Raw genomic sequence first — 20,014 nt, forward strand, 5'->3', positions numbered from 1 at the left:
ATGAACAACATTCCCCGAATTCTGTTCATTAGCGCGTCCGACGCCCACTGGTTGTGGCTGTCCGACGCGGTGGGTGAACGCTTCATGCTGGTGCGCGAAGGCGGCACATTCTCGGAAATCGCCAAACGGGTTGGCTTGGTGTCGCCCAACTTGGCGGTGGTGGATTATTCACCCCAAGTCGGCCTGGATCCTGGTTTGGTGGTGAAGGAACTTCGTGACATTGCGCCCGACTTGCCGGTGGTGGCACTGGGTTCCAAGGAATCCACCGATGCGGTGGTCAACGCACTGCGATCGGGCGTTAAAGACTTCCTGGGCCTGGACTCCAGCCCTGGCGAGGTCCTGAAGATTTTGATGAATGTTGCCGAAACTGCACCCAAAACCGCACAGGATGGCAAGGGTTACGCCATGGTGGTGCTGGGCGGTCGTCAGGGCGTTGGCGCCACCACACTGGCGGTTAACCTGGCGGTGCAACTGGCCAAACAAAATAAAGACCAAACCTTGCTGCTGGACTTCGGGCTACCGCTGGGCGATGGCCTGGTGCACTTGCCCTGCGAGGAAAAGCAGGGTGCAATGGACTTTGTGGAATGCGTGCGCAACCTGAAACGGTTTGACGCAACGCTGGCCAAAACAGCATTCCGCCGCAACCCGGAAACAGGGGTTGCATTGCTGTCGCTGCCGCGCAATCTGGCAGACTTGCGCGACATCTCTGCTTCCGATGCATTGAAGTTTTTGAACCTCATCAAGTCATTTTTCGAAAACATCGTGATTGATTTGTGCGGTTTCTCCAACCTTGAATTTGTATCCAGCCTGCTGCGCAGTGCAGACACCACATTGATTGTGACACCCCAATCGGTGCCGGGCATTGTGACGGCAGCCGAGCTGGTCAAAGCACTGAATGACAAAGGCATTGCCACCAAAACATTTGATTTGGTCGTCAGTCCTCACCACAAGGACGTGGTACTCGACCCGCCGTCGATTGCCAAAAAACTGGGCGTGGAGCGCCATCACACCCTGCCAGACCGTGGCACAGCACTCATCAACGCGGTGAACAACGGACAAGTGCTGTCCAGCGTGGATGCCCGAGACCCCTATGCCAAAGCGGTGGCCAACATACTCGCTCAAACGCACGGCCTGCGCAGCGCTGGTGAAGAACGCAGCCTTGCCCTGCCTGATTCATTGAGAAAGTGGTTCAAGAAATGAATGAGATTATTTTTGGTCAGGAGGCAACACCACCGGAACCACCACCGACGAACAAATCCGACGGGGTGAGTACCCAACCGGTGCAATTTGCCACGGCCAAAGTCAACGACATCGACACCGCAGTCATCAATGATGTGAAGGACATGGCCCATGAGCATGTGCTGTCCATCATTGAGAAGAAAGGTGCCACCTTCGCCAAAATGAACAACGGTGAACTGGAAAAGTTCATCCAGGGCGAAGTGCAAAGCTTGATTTATGGCAAGCAAATACCGTTGAACGACACCGAGGTGGCTTACGTGGCCGACTCGCTGTTCAAGGAAATTGCCGGTTTTGGTCCGCTGGAGGATTTACTGGCCGATGCCACTGTTGAAGACATCATGATCAACGGTTACAAGGATGTGTACGTGTCCCGCATGGGCGTGATGGAACGGGTTCAGGCCCGCTTTACCGACAATGCACACCTGCTGCGGATTGTGCGGCGAATCTTGGCTCCATTGGGCCGGCGACTGGACGAATCCAGCCCCATGGTCGATGCACGCCTGCCAGACGGCAGCCGCATCAACGTGATCATTGCACCACTGGCGCGCGACGGCGTGGTCGTCTCCATCCGGAAATTCCGCAGCACCCCACTGCGGGCCGAGGACCTGATGGGCTTGGGTACTTTTGATGCCCGGCTGTATGAACTGATGCGGGAAGCGGTTCGCAAGCGCTGCAACCTGGTGGTCAGTGGTGCCACCTCCACCGGTAAAACATCCATGCTCAACGTGCTGGCCGAATTCATTCCAGCGGGCGAACGCTTGATCACCATTGAAGACACCGCCGAATTGCAACTGAACCACCACCACGTGGTTCGGCTGGAAAGTCGCCCGGGTGGACATGAGGGTGCTGGTGCAATCTCCATTCGTGATTTGGTGAAAAACAGTTTGCGGATGCGCCCCGACCGCGTGGTGGTGGGTGAGGTTCGCGGTGCGGAAGTGCTCGACATGCTGCAAGCCATGAGCACAGGCCACGATGGCTCAATGGGTACCATCCACGCTTCCACGCCCCGGGATTGTTTGCACCGACTGGAAATGCTGTCTGGCTTTGCCGGGTTTACAGGCAATGAAATGAGCCTTCGTCGGCAAATCGCCTCCGCACTGGATCTGATCGTGCAGATTGTTCGTTTGCCTTCCGGGAAACGCCGTATTTACAGCGTGACCGAGGTGGCGGGCATTGTGGACGACAATATTTTGCTCCAGGACCTGTATCGGCATGAAAGCCGTTTGGGACCCGACGGACAGGAAATCGACAGTTGGGTACCCGTGGTGCCCTACCCCAAAAACCCGAAAATTGCCCATGTGCGCCTGACATGACTTTTGGACTCGTTGCTGTTGCACTGATTTTTGTGTCGCTGGCCTTGCTGCTGTTGGGCAAGGGCGCGGAACAGGAATCGCGCGAACGCGCCGAAATTCGTCTGGAGCGCGCGTTGAGCCATTCGCTCAACCCCATGGCCTTGCACAAAGACCCACTGAAAAAAAAATACATTCCGCAGTTCATCACCGACAACCTCATCTCAGCCGGACTGATACCCGACAAAGCCCTGGCCTTTAAAACACTGGCACTTTTGCTGGTGCCCACGCTCTTGGCCGTGGGTTTGCGCGGACCAGCCAGCGCCACAGGTGTACTGGTCCTGTTGCTGCTGGGCGTGGTGGTTTACGTGCTGTACCGGCAACGGAAGCGGCGCCTGCTGATGCTGAGTCAGTTGCCAGCTTTTCTGGACGGGGTGGTTCGCGTGAGTGCCGTGGGCTACAGCCTGACGGTGTCATTCAACACGGCCCTGGAAAATGCGGACCAACCGCTCAAGGATGCATTGGGCATGGCGGTTCAAATGCAGTTTGCCGGTCTTGAACTGGATGAGGCCATGCAACGCCTGGCCCGGGTTTATGGGTTGTCTGAATTCAAACTGATTGCCTCGGTGGTTGGATTGGCCCTGAACTATGGCGGCAAAAGCGACATTTTGCTCAGTCGCCTTGCGCAATATTTGCGTGACCGGGAACAACATCACAAAGAACTGATGGCCATGTCATCCGAGGCACGAACCTCCGCCATTTTCATGTGCTGCCTGACACCAGCACTGGCTGGGCTTATCCTCACCCTGAACCCAGGATACATCGGCACCATGTGGAATGACGGAACCGGCCGGCTGCTCCTGCTGGCTGCCGGGGGGCTACAGGCCTTCGGTGCAGCCGTTATTTATCGCATGGTCAAGAGCATTTGAGGAGCAACACATGACAATGTCCCCGATGCTGGCCCTGGGTATTCTGATGGTGGGTTTGGGCTTGATGGGTTTGGCCTGGGCGCTGCTGCGTCAGGCTGCCAAGAAGGACAAGGCGCTGCAACGCATTGATGAATTTCTCGACCAGCGACGCCGGGTGCAAAGCTACGTCGGGGCGAGAAATCAAGTGCCCACCGCCGCCTTGAGTAACCGGATCGACCGGATTGGTGCTGCATTTTCAAAAACCAAAGCATTCTCCTCGTTTGTGGATGAAGAGGATCGCAAACTGCTCGGCAAGGCCGGCTTCGGTACGGACGAAGACCTCAACCGGTTTGTACTCATTCGGGTCATTCTGGCCATGGCGGGTCTGCTGGCCGCCACTTATTTCAATGTGCTGTCCCAAAGTGGTTCAGTCGAATTGGTTCGCATGGTCGCCATGATTGGACTGGGATTCATGCTGCCCAAATGGGTACTCAAGGCGATTGCAGAATCCCGCGAGCAGGCGTTTGAACGGGAATTGGTGGCCATCGTCGATGTGATGCGTCTGTTGCAAGGTGTGGGCTTGAGTGTTGACCAATCCATCGAAATCATGGCCACCCAGCTGCGCGACCTGGTGCCCATCACCGGCCGTCTGCTCAATAAAGCGCACATTCAAGCCAAGTCCGGTGTGCCGTGGAATGTCATCCTCCGAAAAATCGGCAACATGTACAGCAGCGACGAGTTCCGTTCATTTGTTCAGGTGCTGGGACAGATTGAAAAATTTGGTGGTGCTGTTCAGGAACCCCTTCGACAATTCTCCGATCGCCTGGTGGAAAAGGAACGCTCGTCCGCCAAGGAAATCATGGGCAAGCTGACCGTCAAGCTGACGGGCGTGATGGTAATCACAATGTTGCCAGCCTTGCTGATTGTGGCAGGTGGTCCGGGTATCATCTCTATCATGAACGCTTTCCAGCGTGTTGGAGGATGATGTGAATTTGAAGGTTCAAGCCCTTCCTGTTGCGCTGGCTGTGGCCATGCTGGCTGCTTGTGCGCCCATGCCGCAACGGGAGGTTGTGATTGCAGGTCAAAGCAGCAGGCCAGCCCCCACGCCCAACGCTGCCGTGGTCACGCCCACACAAGAAGCGGTGATTCGCGCAGAACAAGCTGACAAGCAGAGCGAGCTCAAGCAACGCGACCGGCAACTGGATGCGCAACGCGAAAAGGATCTGCATTTGAAATTGGTGCAACAGATGATGGAACAGAACAATGCATTTGCAGCATTGGCCCATCTGGATGCATACGACCAAAAATGGGGCGCCAGCCGGCAAAGCCGTTTGCTCAGGGCCGATGCTTATCGCAAAACCAGTCAGTGGGACAAAGCCGAGTCGGCCTACCAAACATTGCTGGGCAACTCCACCAGCGCACAGAGTGGCCCGGTCTGGTATGGCTTGGGAAAAGTCTCCATCGAAAAGGGTGATCTGAAAAGTGCCAACACCCGACTGGAAAAAGCAGTTCAGATCGACCCTCTCAATGTCAGTGCTTACACTGACCTGGGCCTGGTGTATCTGCTGGAAGGTCTCAAAGACCCGGCTTACAACGCCTTGATGAAGGCCAGCCAATTGTCGGGCGGCGACACCACGGTGAAAGCCAACCTGGCGTTGTGGGCCTTGGTGTTTGACGAATTTGGTCTGGCCAAAGACATGGCCGACCAACTGAACTGGTCGGAAGTCACTCGCAACAAGGTGTTGGCCCAGGCCAATGTGATTAAAAAGCGCATCGACTCCAAAGGAGGCGCCCGATGAAACCCACATTTCAATGCACACTGGCCACGCTGTGTTTGGTCTTGCTGTCAACCGCCCATGCACAAGAAACCACCGAAGGAAATCCGGCCCGCTCATTGCGAGGCCAGACCGATGCGAAAACCGGACTGGAGGCCCGCCAATGGCTTCATGAACAAGCCAACGGGATTCACCGTGGCGACGTGGAGGCTTATCGGGCGGAGTCTGCTGGCAAAGCGTATCGCGCTTACATGGATTCCATCGGTTCGAAAGAACAGAAAGCGCCGACCTCTCAGGTTCAAACCATCAAGACCAATTAATCCCACAGCACTGTGCTTCAATTCGTGTTAAGCCTGTTGTCCGCATTGACCGGCAGACGCTGGATACATCCGGACGAAACCGACAAACTGTTGCGCCAATTGTCCGAAACACGGCAGAAGCTCGACAACACCGAGCTGTTGAATCAAAACCTTCGGACGCAATTGCAAGGCTTGGGCAACGCACACGCCGAACACCTTCAGGCGGTTGAACGTGCGCACCAACAGTCGCTGGATGAAGCCCATCGCTCACTGCAGGCTTTGCAGGGTTTGCACGAACAACTCACCCAAAGCCTGGACCTCGAAACCCTGCGACACCTGAAGGAAAACGAAGCACTGCTGCAGCAGCTCAACTGGCTGTCAGGCACCATCGCCCACGACTTTCGCGCACCATTGCGAGCCATCGATGCCTATTCGTTTTTTTTGGCCGATGACCTGGGCAGCAATGTCCCACCGGAAGCCACGAAATCGCTGGATGAGATTCGACGCAATGGCCAACGCATGGGTGTGCTGCTGGATGGATTGATTGAATACCTGCGGATGAGCGTTTGCCCACTCAACCTCCAGATGCACGACTTGGCCGAGACTGTGGAGCAGGTCATCAACGAGCACCTGGAATTTTCTGCGGTGCCCATTTCCATCGATGTGCGGGGGTTGATGAAATTCGATAAACCCTTGGTCATGCGGCTGTTCAAAGAACTGATCGACAACGCCGTGAAATTTTCAAAGGGAACGCCCGGGGCACAAATCTGGATTCGACAACAAGGCATGGAACTCATTGAAATCGTGGACAGTGGCGTGGGGTTTGACACCGCATTCAACCGCCAGAAATTTCAATTGTTCCACCGCATGCACGGCAATGATGAATTTCCGGGTGAAGGGATCGGTCTGGCCATGGCAGAGCGCATCGCAGCCCGGCACCACTGGCAACTCAGCTTAAGCCGTTTGGGCGAGCGCACCGTCGCACAGGTTCGATGGTCAAACCACCCGGCCGAGCAAGTCCAGCAACCCCGGTAGCTGACCCAAATCGCGCCGGGGCAAAGCACACCGCACCTTGTGCTGTTCCAGTGCCGTGTCCAGCAATGCCGGTGCAGGCAGGCTACTGGGCAAATTCTTGAATACCAGCACGGTGGGCGTGGTTGCTGTTTCACCACGAATTAAGCTACAGCCGATCTGGTTGCCCACCAATTGAACCAAACTGCCGGCCGGATAGATCCCCAACTCCTCCAGGATGATGGCTGTGAAATCGCTGGACAAAGGGCTGCCATGGGAGAACAGGTCTTTGACCGCCTGCTCTGCGGTGAAGTTGGCACGGTATTCCCGTTGAGCCATTCGGGCATTGAATGAATCGCACACACCCAAGAGCACCGAGCCTGGATGCGCATTGTGGATTTGTGCAGGGTATCCAGAGCCGTCGGGCAGTTCATGGTGAAGCCGCACCGTTTCCAGCCACAGCTCGTCCACCACGCCCAACAAGCTTAACTTACTGGCACTCTGTTCCGGATGCCGTCGAATCACCTCCCGCTGCTCCCGACTCAGCGCCTCCGTCTGCCCGCGCAATCGCGCTTGAAGCGCAAGCATGCTGATGTTCATGGTCAATGCAGCCTTCATCAACGACGCCAAGGCACCGTCATCAAACTGCCCGCTGCGCTGGGCGACCCGGGTCAGGGTCAGGGCAACCAGCAGCGGGTGCATCACCGGGTAATCATCGGACGTGTGCCAGGACAAGTAAGCGTAGGCCAAATCAAACTGCCGCTCCGACACCATTTTGAGGCGTCGGGCCAACTCATCAATCACCGGCACAAAGGTGACAGGGTCCTCATCCATGAGCACCTTGGACAACACCCGGTAGGCGCAATGCAGTTCATCAAACAACTCCCGGGCCTGAAAATACAGCAAGGTAGCCCGACCAAGCTCAGACTCCAGCGCCAGCAAACCGTCTGCCGGCAGTCGTTTGGCTTGGTCCAGTCGTTGGCCCCGAATGTTGTAAAGGTGTTCACACGCGATCGACTTGCGTTGTAGCAATGGTTGTACAACGGCCGGGTCTGGAATGGTGATTAGCATGGACGTACTCCTGTATACCTTTGGCATATCGGCATGCGGTCCGCGCTGGCTCATCGCCCGGTTGGTGGAGACGCCCGGAGGAATGTTCCGAACTGAACCCGAAAAACCAGTTTATTCCGTCACTGAATACGCCAACAAACATGCGATTTTTAGAGCGTGTACCAACAACCCTAAGACATGCGCCATGCAAGCCATTCATCTTTATGCAACACCGGTCTTGAACAACCCTTTGTTACAGGCCGTCAAGCTGGAAACGCCCACAGCCAGCCTGCACACAGGTCCCGACTTGGACGATGCGTTGGCCGTGGTGTTGCAAGCGGTTCGGGAAAGCCAACAACCAGGGGCGCTTGAAGCACTGGGGCAAATGCTGGCTTACATGGAGCAGTTGGAAAAAACCAGCACACCCGACAGCGTGAGCGATGCGTGGGTGATGTTGAAAGCCCCGGTTACACTGACTGTTTGAGCGAACACCGCAACGCCTGCAGTGCCAAAGCAAACTGACCCAGAAAACCCAGGCCACTCCAAGCGGGTAGCGACAACCCCAACAGGGGTGGATACACATCCGAGCATAAACCGTCGGATGTGAACAGCGCAGGCCACACAGACACCCAAGGCAAAGCATTGAGTTTAAGCTGCAGCGGATCGATACCGCAGGTTTGCAAGGGATGGGCCAACACCCACACGTGATAAAAGGCCGATGCCCCACCTGCCAGGGCCAGCAGCAGGGTCAACAAGGTTATCCCGACCTGGCCAGGCCGAATCAGCATCAACAGAAAACACACAGCAGTTAACAAGTAGGCGTACCGCTGCAAAATGCACAGCGGGCAAGGAAACCATTGCAGCACTTGCTGGGTGTACAACGCGCCGCCCAGTGCGCACACGCTGAGCAACAGGCCAACGGCAGCGTGCATTCGACGATTGGTGGAAACAAACATGGCGAAGCGAAACCGGTTTCAGTGTTGGCTGGCGACCCAGCGTTCCGTGTCTTCAAGCACCATCCGCATGTGCTGCATGTAGCGCTGAGTGGGATCCCCGATCGGGTTGTGCTCCATGCACAGAAATACAAAACGCAAACGCATGAAGCCAATGGTGCCAGCAGCACCCGCACTGCGGTGTGCCAACGACTGGAACGCTTTCTCTGGCATGCTGTGCGGGTCGACCTGTTGGTCAACCCACTGCTCGCGAGTCTCTTCAAAAAATTCAGTGGCAAATTCCAGCAAGGTGTCCAGGCCCAGTTCGCGGCTCAAACGCCCCCACTGGTCCAGATCAATCAAGTCTTGCAGGTCGAGGTTGGCCTCGTTGTATTGATGTTCAGCCATGGGCATAAAAACGAATCGACAAATCTAGTACAGGATACTCGCCTAAAACCCAAACAAATGCCAGTTCCGCCTATACTGGACCAGTTTTGTGGAGCGTGTGCCACACCTTGACTGCACCTGAAAACCTGCCATGACCAACACCCTTGAACAACTGAAAACAGTCACCACGGTGGTTGCCGACACCGGTGATTTCCAAGCCATTGGCGCTTACCAGCCCCAAGATGCCACCACCAACCCGTCGCTTATTCTGAAAGCGGTTCAGAAGGCAGACTACGCGCACTTACTGAACACGGTTCAGACCCGTCACGGCGGTGAATCGCTGGATCTGCAGACCGACCGGTTGCTGGTGGACTTCGGACTGAAAATTCTCGGCATCATTCCCGGGCGTGTGTCCACCGAAGTGGATGCAAGGCTGTCGTTTGATGTGCAAGCCACGGTGGAGCGGGCGCGCCGAATCGTCCAGCTGTACCGGGCCCATGGTGTCGACACCGAGAAACGTCTGTTGATCAAAATTGCATCCACCTGGGAGGGCATTCAAGCCGCCCGAGTGCTGGAACAGGAAGGCATTCACTGCAACCTCACCTTGCTGTTTTCACCCATGCAAGCCCATGCGTGTGCCAAGGCTGGTGTTCGTCTGATTTCACCGTTTGTGGGTCGCATCTACGACTGGTACAAAAAGTCTGCGGGCACCCAATGGAACGAGCAAGCCCATGCGGGCGAACATGACCCCGGGGTGCAGTCCGTGCGCCGCATCTATGCCTATTTCAAACAACAAGGTATTTCAACGGAAGTGATGGGTGCCAGCTTTCGAAACGCAGGACAAATCAAGGCACTGGCGGGTTGCGATTTGTTGACGATCAGCCCCGAGCTGTTGGCCGAATTGCAACAATCAACCGAGACGCTGAAGGTCGACCTCAGCCCAAGCTGGGCTTTACAACAACCGAAAGAGCATTTTGGCGACACCGAGGCCGAGTTCCGCTATGCCGTGAATGCCGACGCCATGGCCACCGAAAAACTGGCGGAGGGCATTCGCGCGTTTGTCAAAGACTCAATCACGCTGGATGGTTTGTTGAAGGGTTAAACAGACCGGCCTGCCCTGGCTGGTTTTAAACCACCCCACCCCGCCTCAACGCGGCAATCTCATCCTCGCCATACCCCAAACCACGCAACACCGAATCGGTGTGCTCCCCAAGGGCGGGGCCAAGCCACCGGGTGCCACCAGGCGTGTCGCTCAGCTTGGGCACCACGCCGGGTACCTTCAGGGTTTTACCATCCGCAAACGGGTGCTCTTCAATCATGCCGCGTGCAGCAAACTGCGGGTCCTGCACAATGTCAGCGATGCTATAAATTTTACTGACAGGTACATCTGCCGCTTCCAGCACAGCCAGGGCCTCATCAATGGGGCGTTGTGCGCACCACTGCGCAATCGTGTGGTCAATCAGGGCGGTGTGCTTCACGCGGCCATCGTTGGTGGCCATGTCGGGGCTGTCGGCGAAATCGGCACGGCCAATGGCCATCATCAAACGTTTGAAGATGGCATCGCCGTTGCCACCAATCACGATGTAACCACCATCACTGCAGGTGTAGGTGTTGGACGGCACGATGCCCGGCAAACTGGCACCGGAGCGTTGCCGCACCACACCCGCAAAATCATATTCAGGCAGCAGGCTTTCCATCATGTTAAACACCGACTCATACAGCGCCACATCCACCACTTGCCCCTGACCGGTTTTGTGGCGTTGCTGCAAAGCCAGCAACGCACCAATGACCGCATGAAGGCCAGCCAGGGAATCACCAATCGAAATGCCCACCCGCACCGGTGGTTTGTCCACCTCACCACTCAGAAAACGCATGCCCCCGATGGATTCGGCGATGGCACCAAAACCAGGGCGATCCTTGTAGGGGCCGGTTTGACCGTAACCACTGAGGCGCACCACGATCAAACCCGGGTTCAAGGCTTTCAAGGCCTCCGGGCTCAGGCCCCACTTCTCCAACTGCCCCGGTCGAAAGTTCTCCACCAAAACATCGGTACTGGCGAGCAGCTTTTTCAGCACAGCCAACCCCTCGGGCGACTTCAGGTTCAGGGTGATGGATTTTTTATTGCGCGCCTGTACAGCCCACCACAACGAATTGCCCTCGTGCAGTACACGCCATTTGCGGATCGGGTCGCCGCTTCCCGGTGTTTCCACCTTCACCACCTCAGCGCCAAATTCACCCAGCATGCGGCTGGCAAACGGGCCTGCAATCAAGGTGCCCAGTTCAAGCACGCGGATGCCAGTCAACGGGCCAGCGGGTGACATCGGGGGTTGGGCTTGTGGGGTTGTATTCATGGCGTTATTCCGGGTCAGCACCCAACGGTCTGCGATCCAGCAGTGCGCGGGCCACGGTGGTGGGGTCGGTGTATTCCAGTTCGCCGCCAATCGGCACACCGCGGGCCAGTCGGCTCACCTTCACACCCTGTTTGCGAATTCGGTCTGTCAAGAACACCGCAGTCGCTTCGCCTTCATTGGTGAAATTGGTGGCCAGAATCACCTCCCTGACCTCACCGTCATCCAGGCGGGTGGCGAGCTTGGGCCAGTCCAGGGATTCCGGTCGTACACCATCCAGGGGCGATGCGCGCCCCATCAGCACATAGTAGTAGCCTTGGTAGGTGTGGGTGGCCTCAATCGCAGCCAAATCTGCGGGTGTTTCGACAACACACAACACGCTGGCATTGCGACGGGTGTCACTGCAAATTGGACACAAAGCCGTGTGACTGAAGCTGTTGCAACGCGCGCAGTGTTGCACATCGCGAACGGCAGTCAGCAAAGCCTGGCCCAGGTCAGTCGCGGCTTGGCGATCATGCTGTAACAAATGAAATGCGAGCCGCTGGGCAGACTTGGGACCCACGCCGGGCAAGCGCTTCAAGGCCTGAACCAAGTCAGCCAAAGGGCCGAGCCCGTCAAATGGGTCGAGGGTGTTGCGCGTCATGAATACATCCGGTGGGGCGTATTCAGAACGGCATTTTAAAACCGGGTGGCATGGGGAAGCCGGATGTCACTGTCGACATTTTTTCCTGCATCAGGGCCTCTGATTTGCGAACGGCGTCGTTGAATGCAGCAGCGACCAAATCCTCCAGCATGTCCTTGTCGTCAGCCAGCAAACTGGGGTCGATGGTTACACGCTTCACATCGTGCTTACAGGTCATCACCACTTTCACCAAGCCACCACCGGAAGCGCCTTCCACTTCCAACTTGGCAAACTCGGCCTGCATGCGCTGCATGTTTTCCTGCATCTGTTGGGCCTGTTTCATCAGGCCGGCCAACTGGCCTTTCATCATGTTCATGGTGTTCTCCTCCGGGGACGGTTCAATCACACATCAGCAGGGCCGATGTCATTCAATGTACGCTCAGAACCTGGCACCACTGTGGCACCCATGAGGTTCTGTATGCCCTTCAAAAATGGGTCTTCATCCAGCGACTTTTTCGCGCCTTCCATGGCTTGTCGCCGGTTTTCGCTGTGCACCGCATGGGCGGTTTGCTGTGCTTCACCCAAGGTCATGGTGACTTTCACAGGCGCTCCATAGTGCGCTGACAACAGACCTTCAATACGGCTCACCATGCTGGCGTCGGTGTAAGGGCGGATGGCGGTGCGCAAATGGAACTGGATTCCAGCCCCTTCACGTGCAACGCTCACCAACTCCGCCTGTACCAATGCCTGCCGGGTCAGGCCCTTGGCCGGAATCTGTTGGGAGGCTAGAGGCCAACTTTCTGGCGTGGGCAAGTCAGGCTCAACCGCTGAGCCTGTGAATGCCGGGCTGGCCTCCACCACGACCGGTTTGGCCAGGGGCATTTCCTGCACAGGAACGGAGGTCGCCACCACCGGTGGCGCCAAGGGCCGTGCAGGCGCGTTGGCCACCACGGGCGCTTGACCCCCGGGCTTGAATGCCAACATGCGGATCAAGGCCATGGAAAAACCAATCGACTCCTCGGGTGCCAGGTGCAAATCAGCACGGGCATGGGTCGCAATCTGGTAGATCAGTTGCAGGTCTTCTGGGGTTAGTGTCTGCTGCAAACCGGTCAAGGCTGCATCGTCCGGATCGTCACTGTTCAGGCCTCCGGCAAACACCGCCACCGACAAACGGTAGGCCACCGCCGCCAATTCATCCAGAATGGCTGGAAAGGGTGCTGCAACGGCAGCCAGTCCACGGGCAATGTCCAGCAAGGCCTTGCCATCGCCACTGGCCAATGCATTCAGAATTTGAAGCACCACTTGCTGGTCAACACTGCCCAGCATTTGCCGGACCACCGCCTCGCCAACCGTGCCTGCACTGTAAGCAATCGCCTGATCGGTCAGTGACAAAGCATCCCGCACACTGCCTCGAGCTGCCTTGGCCAACAAGCGCAAGGCACCAGGCTCATGCGCAATACCCTCTTCTTTCAGAATATGGCCCAGGTGGTCGGCCAGCAAATCGGGCGGCAAATTGCGCAAACCGAATTGCAGACAACGCGACAGCACCGTGGCTGGAATTTTTTGGGGATCAGTGGTGGCCAAGATAAACAACACATGGCCAGGCGGTTCTTCCAGCGTTTTCAACATCGCATTGAATGCACTGGTGGACAGCATGTGCACCTCATCGATGACATACACCTTGTAACGGCCAGCGGTGGGCGCATACATGGCGTTTTCCAGCAATGCGCGCATTTCATCCACGCGGGTGTTGGTGGCTGCATCCACTTCCAGCAAATCCACAAACCGGCCTTGGCTAATTTCGAGGCAGGCCTGGCACTGACCACAGGGGTTTTTGCTGATGCCGCGCTCACAATTCACCGCCCGGGCGAGAATTCGCGCGATGGTGGTTTTGCCCACGCCGCGGGTACCGGTAAACAGGTAGGCATGGTGCAGGCGCTGGTTCTCAAGGGCATGCGACAAGGCACGCACCACATGGTCTTGTCCCACGAGGGAATCAAAATCACGCGGGCGCCATTTGCGGGCCAGCGCTTGAGAAGCGGTTTGAGTCATTCGCAATGGACCTCAAAAGAAAAGGCGAGCCAGAACCCCGGCACTGACTTCACGGTTGTGGCTGCTTCCTTCCGGACCTGACCAGGTTGGCCGCTACGCCATGCGGGGAGGCCCGCCGGCTTGAATTCTACACCGAAGTGAGCCAATGGATTTGCCCTACCCGGTCAATCAGGGCAGCCCGTGTGCGCCCGGCAGTCTGCCCAACATTCAGGGTTTGGTCCACCAAACCCACATATTCAAGCACTTGCGCGGTGTAGTCAGCCAAATTGTGCGCATTCACCGCCCATTTGTAGTCCAGCACCACCGGGCCTTCCAAGGACAACACCACCCGGTCTGCCCTCAAAAAACGGCCATTGGGCAATGTCCATTCCAATTCATTCCAGGCCTGCACTGCATCAGCCAGAAAAGGCCTCAGCACATCACAATTCAGCACGGTTTCGCACGCAGCACGCACGGCGGCCAGCTCATCATCGCCCAGTCGAAGGAATTCCGCCTCACAGTCCAGCCAACGTGCCTGCCACCAGTCCTCAAACCGCACACCGCGCGCTGTGTCCACCTGTTCCATGGCCTTGTGCCAGGCAGTGCCCATGCGCAACTCTGGTGAATCAATCCGGACAATGGCCTCGCCCACTGGCTGCCGCAGCAGAGGCACTGCCGGACAGGCTGTTCGGCTCCACACCACGGGCTCTGCCGGTGAAAACAGGTCGGTTTGAACGGCTTGCCGCACGTCAAGGGCTGGTGGAACCAAGGGTTGGCGCTGACCATCGGGCCAGGCGGCGAGCTCACCCTGCACCTGCGCCAACAGCCGCTCATACCAAGCACCAGCCGCACTTTTGCTGCCAGCACGACCACTCACATGGACTGAAAAACGCGCGCGGGTTAGGGCCACATACAACAAGTGGTCTTCCTCGTCCCGGTAGGCTGCCTCATCCTGTGCAAAGGCCTCCGCCCGGCCACGGCTGGGCTTTCGGGTGTTGGCCATCACGGTCACGCTGCGGCACATCCGCTCACCCAAAGGCCAATCCATCAACAGGCCCGCTGCGCTGCCCATGCCACCCACATTGCGGTTTGCATCCAGCAGCCAAACATGGTCGGCCTCCAGGCCCTTGGCGGCATGCACGGTCATGATGCGCAAGACACCCGGCTGAGGCTCGCCACCATCACCGTCCGACCCCCCGTACACCTGCAACCGCTCAGCTTCCGCCAGCGCGTCGGTCAGGGAAGGAAAGCGCCCCTTGTTCACACCCAAGGCCCAGGCCTTCAACCAATCCCAATGGCCAGCAAACAAGGCGCGCTCTCGAGGCTGCGCCACGGCCAAGTATCGCCGCGCCGCATCGGTGTCATCCACAATCAAACCCAGGGTTTCAAACAAGGGCAGGCTGCGTGACCATGCCAGCCACTGTTCAATCTGTGTGACCCAGTTCTCGAAAGGCTGCTGTCCCACCGTTTTCAAGTTTGCCAGTGTTTGCCACACGGTGGTGTGTCCCTGCCCTGCCGCTTGCTCCATCAACCGTTGCAGTTGGTCGGATTGAGCGCCCAACAGCGGACTGCGCAGTAGCTGCAGCAGGGCCATATTGTCATCTGGGTTGTTCAGCACCCGAAGCAGCGCCACTGTATCGGCCCACACCAGGGAACCATAGCGTTCACCCTGATCTTTGACGGTGTAAGGCAGATTCGCCTCACGCAGCGCGGCGATCAAACCCGCTGCGCTGCCATGGGCTTGAACCAGAACCAATACTTGATGCAAACCAGCAATGCGCCCTTGTTGCAACCAAGCCTGCAAGGTGCAGGCACACAACTCACCTTCAGACCGTTCCGCCTCCTTCTCGACCAGGGGATAAACGCTCAATGCGGGCCAGACCTGGGCAGGCTTGGGGGTGTCGGTGCTTAGACTGCGGTGTGGCCGAAACGGGGTTCGTCCGCGTTTGCCGTCCCCGGCATACACTGCGTTGACCAGCTCTACCATGGTGGCACTGCACCGCCGGGTATCGTCCGAGTACAAACAGACTGCATCAAAGTGGGTTTGTAGCCACGCCGTGGCCTGTTCAAACAAACGCGCCTCGGCCCGCCGGAATCGGTAAATGGACTGTTTGGGGTCGCCCACCAAAAATACGGTGGGCCGCTCGCCGGCACCATACTCGCCCAACCAGTGTCGCAACACATTCCATTGCACTGGGTTGGTGTCCTGAAACTCATCGACCAGCAGGTGTTTGACACGCGTGTCCAGCTTTTGCAGCATGTAGGCCGATTGCTGGGGGTCCATGGTCAGCTGCAAGGCTGTGGCTTCCAGGTCGTCGAAGTCACACAGGCCTTGTGCACTTTTCAACTGTGAATATTCATCAAACAGGGGCTTCACCAACACGGCCAGTGCCTGCGTACACTGGAGGTCAATCTGGTCTCTTTCACGGGCCAACGCTTCCATGCACTGGCCCTGCAGTGTTTCAACCAGGCTCACAAATTGAGCCTGATCAAAGCCGGGCGCAGTCGTCAAGGCCTTGTTGGTTTTGATTAAAGTCTTGTTGGGCTCCTGTTTTTGGGTCAGGAAAAAACCCTGCACCTCGGCAAACAAGGCCTGTCGACCATCCACATCACCTGGCAAATGTTGAATCTGCTCGACCAAACCTTGCAACTCCGTGGCTTTGCGCTGGTTGGCCTCAGTGCCCATGCCCAACAGGCGGGCCAAGTCTGCACAGTCGCGGGCGAATGCAGCGTCCAGCAGGCACTGACTGGGCCAGTGTTCACGGCTGTTCAGGTCAAACAGGGCCTCCCAATCCCGCTCGCTGATGCGCGCTTGAGCATTGCCAAACACCATCTCGCAAGCCACCCGGTTGGACATGGCCTGCACCAGCACCTGCCGCTGCCCATCCCGATTCAGGTGCACTGCCAACACGTTCAGCGCATCCAGCACCGCTTTGCCTGCCTCACAGGCCAACACAGCCTTGCGCGTCAGACTATCAATCGCCTGATCCATCCAGAAAGCGGTTTGCTCGGTGGGTTCGCTCTGCCGGGAAAAACCACTGGACAGCGGTGCCAACTGGCACAAGGATGTAAACCATCCATGGAACGTGTTCATGGTCACGCCCCGTGAATTGGTCAGCACCAACCCAGCCAGGTCACGGGCCTTCAAGAGATTCCCGGCAGAGGCCACCGCACCGCGCTCACTCAACAACACGGCAAGGCGTTCGTCATCGGCCAGTGCGCATTCCTGCAACAATCCAAACAAACGCTGGCGCATTTCCTCGGCCGCTTTCCGAGTGAAGGTAATGGCCAATATTTCATCAGGCTTCGCGCCCGCCAACAGCAACCGAAATAGCCGTGCGGTCAGCAGCCAGGTTTTACCACTGCCAGCGCAAGCCTCCACCACGACACTGCGCTGGGGGTCGCAGGCAATTGCTGTCCAATCCGCGGCGGCGAGGGTCGGCTGGTTCATTCTGGCGTCCCCAGCATGCTGTCAGGCCGGCACACCCAATGCGCATCACAATGTGTACAGGCATCGCCCGGTGAGGCCTGCCAGTCCGCTTGCGCAGAAAAAAACGCATCCAGTTCCACAGCAAAGGTTTGCCAAACCACCTCACCCCAGTTCCCTTGGCCCTGCTGGGACTGTTCCTGGGTGGGTGGTGGCATGGGTACCCATGCGACATCGTCGGTGTGGATTCCCAAAAACATCAATTCAGCAGAGGGCGCTTTCAGCAACGCCTGGTACATCGGCAATTGCGGCGCACTCAGTGGTTCGGCAGCCATTTTTTTCAGCACGGGCAACGGTTTGAACTTAATGTCCACGATACTCACGTGTGAACCCAGCCGATCCAATCGATCCACACGACCAGACAGTGGCAGGTCAACCCCCGTTTGTTTCAAGGGCAACGCGCCGTCCACCCTTGCCTCAGCCGTGTCCATTCGCCACCCCTGCAAGTATCGGCCCATCAACTGGCCCGCCACTCGGGGAATCAACCGGTCAAACACAGCAATAAACGGGTGAAGAAGGCCCTGCTCTTCCAGCGTTAATCCGTGCCAAACCGCATTGGCCTGTTGCTGCAAGGCGGTTTTCCAGGTTTGAAGATCATCGACTTTTACACCGGGCATCTGCAGTTGGCGGGCGGCTTTTTCCAATACCCGGTGAACAAAGATACCCCTTAACTGCGGAAAGCTCGGCAAACCCTCGTCACGCTGACGTGGCCAAGGCATGGCATGCTTCAGGCCGAAACGCAGCGGGCAGGCCGCGAAATCGTCCAACGCTGTCACGCTGAGCTGGGCCGGCACCGACAGTGCGTCCGGCAGGGCCCGCAGGGCCAAGGCCTCAGTCGCGCACGCGTCCACCTGAACCTGCTGCCCATTGGGCACCACCTGCCAGCCAGGGTAGGAAAAGCGCTGTTGCAGCAAACCGACCCACAACAGCTCAGGCAGCAATGACTCAGGTTTGCCAGCAGACTGGACACAATGCACCAGGCTCACCACATGAGCCTGATTCAGCAATTCGTACAAAGCAGACAGTTTCTGCATGCGAGCTTGCCTGGGCCCGGGAAAGCCCAATTCCTGCGCGACGGCAGGTGGCAATAATCCCGGCGGGCTTTCCTGAAAATGCGAGGCAGCACAGCCCAGGACCAGCACATGGTCCAACGTTCGTAAGCGCGTGGACATCAGTGGCACCATGCGCACCGGGCTGCGCACATCCTCTGGACGGAAACGTTCCTGTTCAGCCCAATGGCGCCAAGCGGCCAGCAGCCCTGCGGCCGAAAATTGCGCATCGGCCTGTAACAGACGCATTTGCCGCCAGCCCTGCACCACCAGTCGTCCAGCCTCATCCTGAAGCAGGTCGCTGAGCAAACCGCGATGCTCGAGCATATCCAGCACAGCCTGCGCCCACTGCGCCAATGTCCGATCACCGTGCAAGGCCCAGGGCTGGGCGTCGGGCTTCACCTCACCAGTCAGCGGGTGCCGAAACAGATCAATTTGCCCCTGCTCAACCCACTGCCGCAACAAGGCGTCCATCCAGCCTGCCACATTGGCCGTGGACAGTCGCCAGCCAGTCCGGTCATCCACTTGAACGCCCACCTCGGCCAACAACGCCACCAGCCGACGGGCAGCCAGGCGGTCCAGCACAGCAACGGTGATGGATCGCCCAGGGCCAGAGTCATTCGCGGTGGATTCCAGCCAGTTCACGATGCAGGCTGCAGCCTGATGGGCCTGAGCCGTTTCATCCGGCGCCTCGTGCAACACAACGGGCGGTGCCACTGGGCCTGCCGGGCCGGATACCCAGCGCCGATGCACCCAATCCACCCAGGCCTGTGGCCCTTCAATCATGGGCAAGCTCAGGCGTTTAACTGGTACTTCGGGAAAGAAACGCTCAATCCACCAACCCGGCAGGGGTTCACCATCATCCAGCCAGACAATCTGGTCAAGTGCCTGGGGTGGAATGGACGGGGACGCGATTTGGCGTTCCAGTTCATCACCGAACGCATCAGCCAGGCGGCTGACCACCTGCCCCTCTTCTGCGGAAAACGCATTGGACTGCAGGTATTCAGCCCATCGCGTTGGGCCGGAAGCCCGCACCCAGGTCAAGCGCAGCGCAAGGTCGAGGTATTCCTGGGCCAACGCCCACACCTGCGGCAGGGATAAACCCCCAGTCAAATTCGGCAAACCCTGGAGAATACTGACCAACTCGGCCTTCAACGCCCACCAGGCTGTTGGGGCAGCAGGCTGACTCAGGCGGTCGGCTGTCTGGATGTGGGGTGAGAGCACAGGCCCATCGGGTTGCCCTGCGCGGGCAGCCATCACGGACTGGAAACGTGTCTTGAATTCAGCCGCTGCCTCCACCCTGGGCATGATCCACAGCACCCGCTGAGGGTCCAGTGGTTGCCCGGCAAACCATTGCAGGGCCTCATCCAGTGGGTTGTTCACGCCGGTGTTAACAGGCTGAGACATGCAAGACCTTGAATTTCAGAAGATTGTCCACAGTTACGAGGTGATGGTTTGTATTTGGCGTGTTTTTCGCTGTAACATCCAGAGTAGCATTTTCTTAACCCAGATTTTTCGCGGTTGTCCGAGTTGGTTTTCAGCTTTGACGGGCTTTTGGCACATTCACCAAGCCCCGACCCGATAAAG

Annotated in this window: 18 protein-coding genes and 1 other RNA gene; 9 read left to right on the forward strand and 10 right to left on the reverse strand. The window is 57.7% G+C overall.

The window, feature by feature from the left end; all coding sequences use genetic code 11:
- Genes NQT62_RS00560 through NQT62_RS15470 form a run of 7 tightly spaced genes read left to right on the forward strand, consistent with a single transcriptional unit; the run spans nucleotide 1 to nucleotide 6,545 of the window.
- Entirely contained in the window at nucleotides 1–1,200 is a 1,200-nt protein-coding gene (locus tag NQT62_RS00560) for a CpaE/TadZ family protein (RefSeq protein ID WP_256762579.1), read from the forward strand.
- The gene (locus NQT62_RS00565; RefSeq protein ID WP_256762580.1) at nucleotides 1,197–2,552 is read left to right on the forward strand and encodes a TadA family conjugal transfer-associated ATPase; all 1,356 of its coding nucleotides are present in this window, start codon (nucleotides 1,197–1,199) and stop codon (nucleotides 2,550–2,552) included. Before NQT62_RS00560 ends, NQT62_RS00565 begins: the two co-directional genes overlap by 4 nt.
- Nucleotides 2,549–3,457, forward strand: coding sequence for a type II secretion system F family protein (locus NQT62_RS00570; protein WP_256762581.1), 909 nt, complete (start codon nucleotides 2,549–2,551; stop codon nucleotides 3,455–3,457). The genes NQT62_RS00565 and NQT62_RS00570 overlap by 4 nt, the downstream gene beginning before the upstream one ends.
- 10 nt (nucleotides 3,458–3,467) lie before the next feature.
- Nucleotides 3,468–4,421 (forward strand): type II secretion system F family protein, encoded by a 954-nt coding sequence (locus NQT62_RS00575; protein WP_256762582.1) that lies wholly within the window; start codon nucleotides 3,468–3,470, stop codon nucleotides 4,419–4,421.
- Between the two features lies 1 nt (nucleotide 4,422).
- Nucleotides 4,423–5,235, forward strand: a complete 813-nt coding sequence (locus tag NQT62_RS00580; RefSeq protein WP_256762583.1) for a tetratricopeptide repeat protein — start codon at nucleotides 4,423–4,425, stop codon at nucleotides 5,233–5,235.
- Nucleotides 5,232–5,531: a hypothetical protein gene (locus NQT62_RS00585; RefSeq protein WP_256762584.1), complete on the forward strand. Its 300-nt coding sequence runs from the start codon at nucleotides 5,232–5,234 to the stop codon at nucleotides 5,529–5,531. Before NQT62_RS00580 ends, NQT62_RS00585 begins: the two co-directional genes overlap by 4 nt.
- A 12-nt stretch (nucleotides 5,532–5,543) precedes the next feature.
- The gene (locus NQT62_RS15470) at nucleotides 5,544–6,545 is read left to right on the forward strand and encodes a sensor histidine kinase (RefSeq protein ID WP_256762585.1); all 1,002 of its coding nucleotides are present in this window, start codon (nucleotides 5,544–5,546) and stop codon (nucleotides 6,543–6,545) included.
- On the opposite strand, the gene NQT62_RS00595 is transcribed toward NQT62_RS15470, so the two are convergent.
- Entirely contained in the window at nucleotides 6,507–7,592 is a 1,086-nt protein-coding gene (locus tag NQT62_RS00595; protein WP_256762586.1) for an HD-GYP domain-containing protein, read from the reverse strand. The genes NQT62_RS15470 and NQT62_RS00595 overlap by 39 nt on opposite strands.
- A 184-nt stretch (nucleotides 7,593–7,776) precedes the next feature.
- Between NQT62_RS00595 and NQT62_RS00600 the strand changes: the two genes are divergently transcribed.
- Complete coding sequence (locus tag NQT62_RS00600) at nucleotides 7,777–8,055, forward strand: hypothetical protein (protein ID WP_256762587.1); 279 nt, start codon at nucleotides 7,777–7,779, stop codon at nucleotides 8,053–8,055.
- Here NQT62_RS00600 and NQT62_RS00605 read toward each other — a convergent pair.
- Together NQT62_RS00605 and NQT62_RS00610 are read right to left on the reverse strand one after the other, a co-directional pair.
- Nucleotides 8,039–8,503, reverse strand: coding sequence for a disulfide bond formation protein B (locus NQT62_RS00605; RefSeq protein ID WP_256762588.1), 465 nt, complete (start codon nucleotides 8,501–8,503; stop codon nucleotides 8,039–8,041). The genes NQT62_RS00600 and NQT62_RS00605 overlap by 17 nt on opposite strands.
- Nucleotides 8,504–8,545: 42 nt before the next feature.
- Complete coding sequence (locus NQT62_RS00610; protein WP_256762589.1) at nucleotides 8,546–8,911, reverse strand: hypothetical protein; 366 nt, start codon at nucleotides 8,909–8,911, stop codon at nucleotides 8,546–8,548.
- 130 nt (nucleotides 8,912–9,041) lie between these two features.
- Between NQT62_RS00610 and tal the strand changes: the two genes are divergently transcribed.
- Nucleotides 9,042–9,992, forward strand: a complete 951-nt coding sequence (tal, locus tag NQT62_RS00615) for a transaldolase (protein ID WP_256762590.1) — start codon at nucleotides 9,042–9,044, stop codon at nucleotides 9,990–9,992.
- Between the two features lie 25 nt (nucleotides 9,993–10,017).
- On the opposite strand, the gene NQT62_RS00620 is transcribed toward tal, so the two are convergent.
- From NQT62_RS00620 to NQT62_RS00650, 7 genes are all read right to left on the reverse strand, one after another.
- Nucleotides 10,018–11,241 carry a CaiB/BaiF CoA transferase family protein gene (locus tag NQT62_RS00620; protein ID WP_256762591.1) on the reverse strand — a complete coding sequence of 408 codons (1,224 nt, stop codon included), beginning with the start codon at nucleotides 11,239–11,241 and terminating at the stop codon, nucleotides 10,018–10,020.
- Between the two features lie 4 nt (nucleotides 11,242–11,245).
- Nucleotides 11,246–11,881 carry a recombination mediator RecR gene (recR, locus tag NQT62_RS00625; RefSeq protein ID WP_256762592.1) on the reverse strand — a complete coding sequence of 212 codons (636 nt, stop codon included), beginning with the start codon at nucleotides 11,879–11,881 and terminating at the stop codon, nucleotides 11,246–11,248.
- Nucleotides 11,882–11,903: 22 nt separating this feature from the next.
- Nucleotides 11,904–12,230: a YbaB/EbfC family nucleoid-associated protein gene (locus NQT62_RS00630; RefSeq protein WP_256763502.1), complete on the reverse strand. Its 327-nt coding sequence runs from the start codon at nucleotides 12,228–12,230 to the stop codon at nucleotides 11,904–11,906.
- Between the two features lie 32 nt (nucleotides 12,231–12,262).
- Entirely contained in the window at nucleotides 12,263–13,912 is a 1,650-nt protein-coding gene (dnaX, locus tag NQT62_RS00635) for a DNA polymerase III subunit gamma/tau (protein ID WP_256762593.1), read from the reverse strand.
- Nucleotides 13,913–13,932: 20 nt separating this feature from the next.
- Nucleotides 13,933–14,029, reverse strand: an RNA gene (ffs, locus tag NQT62_RS00640) — signal recognition particle sRNA small type.
- 10 nt (nucleotides 14,030–14,039) lie between these two features.
- Nucleotides 14,040–17,342, reverse strand: a complete 3,303-nt coding sequence (locus tag NQT62_RS00645) for a UvrD-helicase domain-containing protein (RefSeq protein ID WP_256762594.1) — start codon at nucleotides 17,340–17,342, stop codon at nucleotides 14,040–14,042.
- A complete protein-coding gene (locus NQT62_RS00650) occupies nucleotides 17,339–19,834 on the reverse strand; it encodes a PD-(D/E)XK nuclease family protein (RefSeq protein WP_256762595.1) in 2,496 nt (831 codons plus the stop codon). Before NQT62_RS00650 ends, NQT62_RS00645 begins: the two co-directional genes overlap by 4 nt.
- Nucleotides 19,835–20,014 lie beyond the last annotated feature (180 nt).

It is taken from the genome of Limnobacter humi, from assembly GCF_024518835.1.
Lineage (GTDB): Bacteria > Pseudomonadota > Gammaproteobacteria > Burkholderiales > Burkholderiaceae_B > Limnobacter > Limnobacter humi.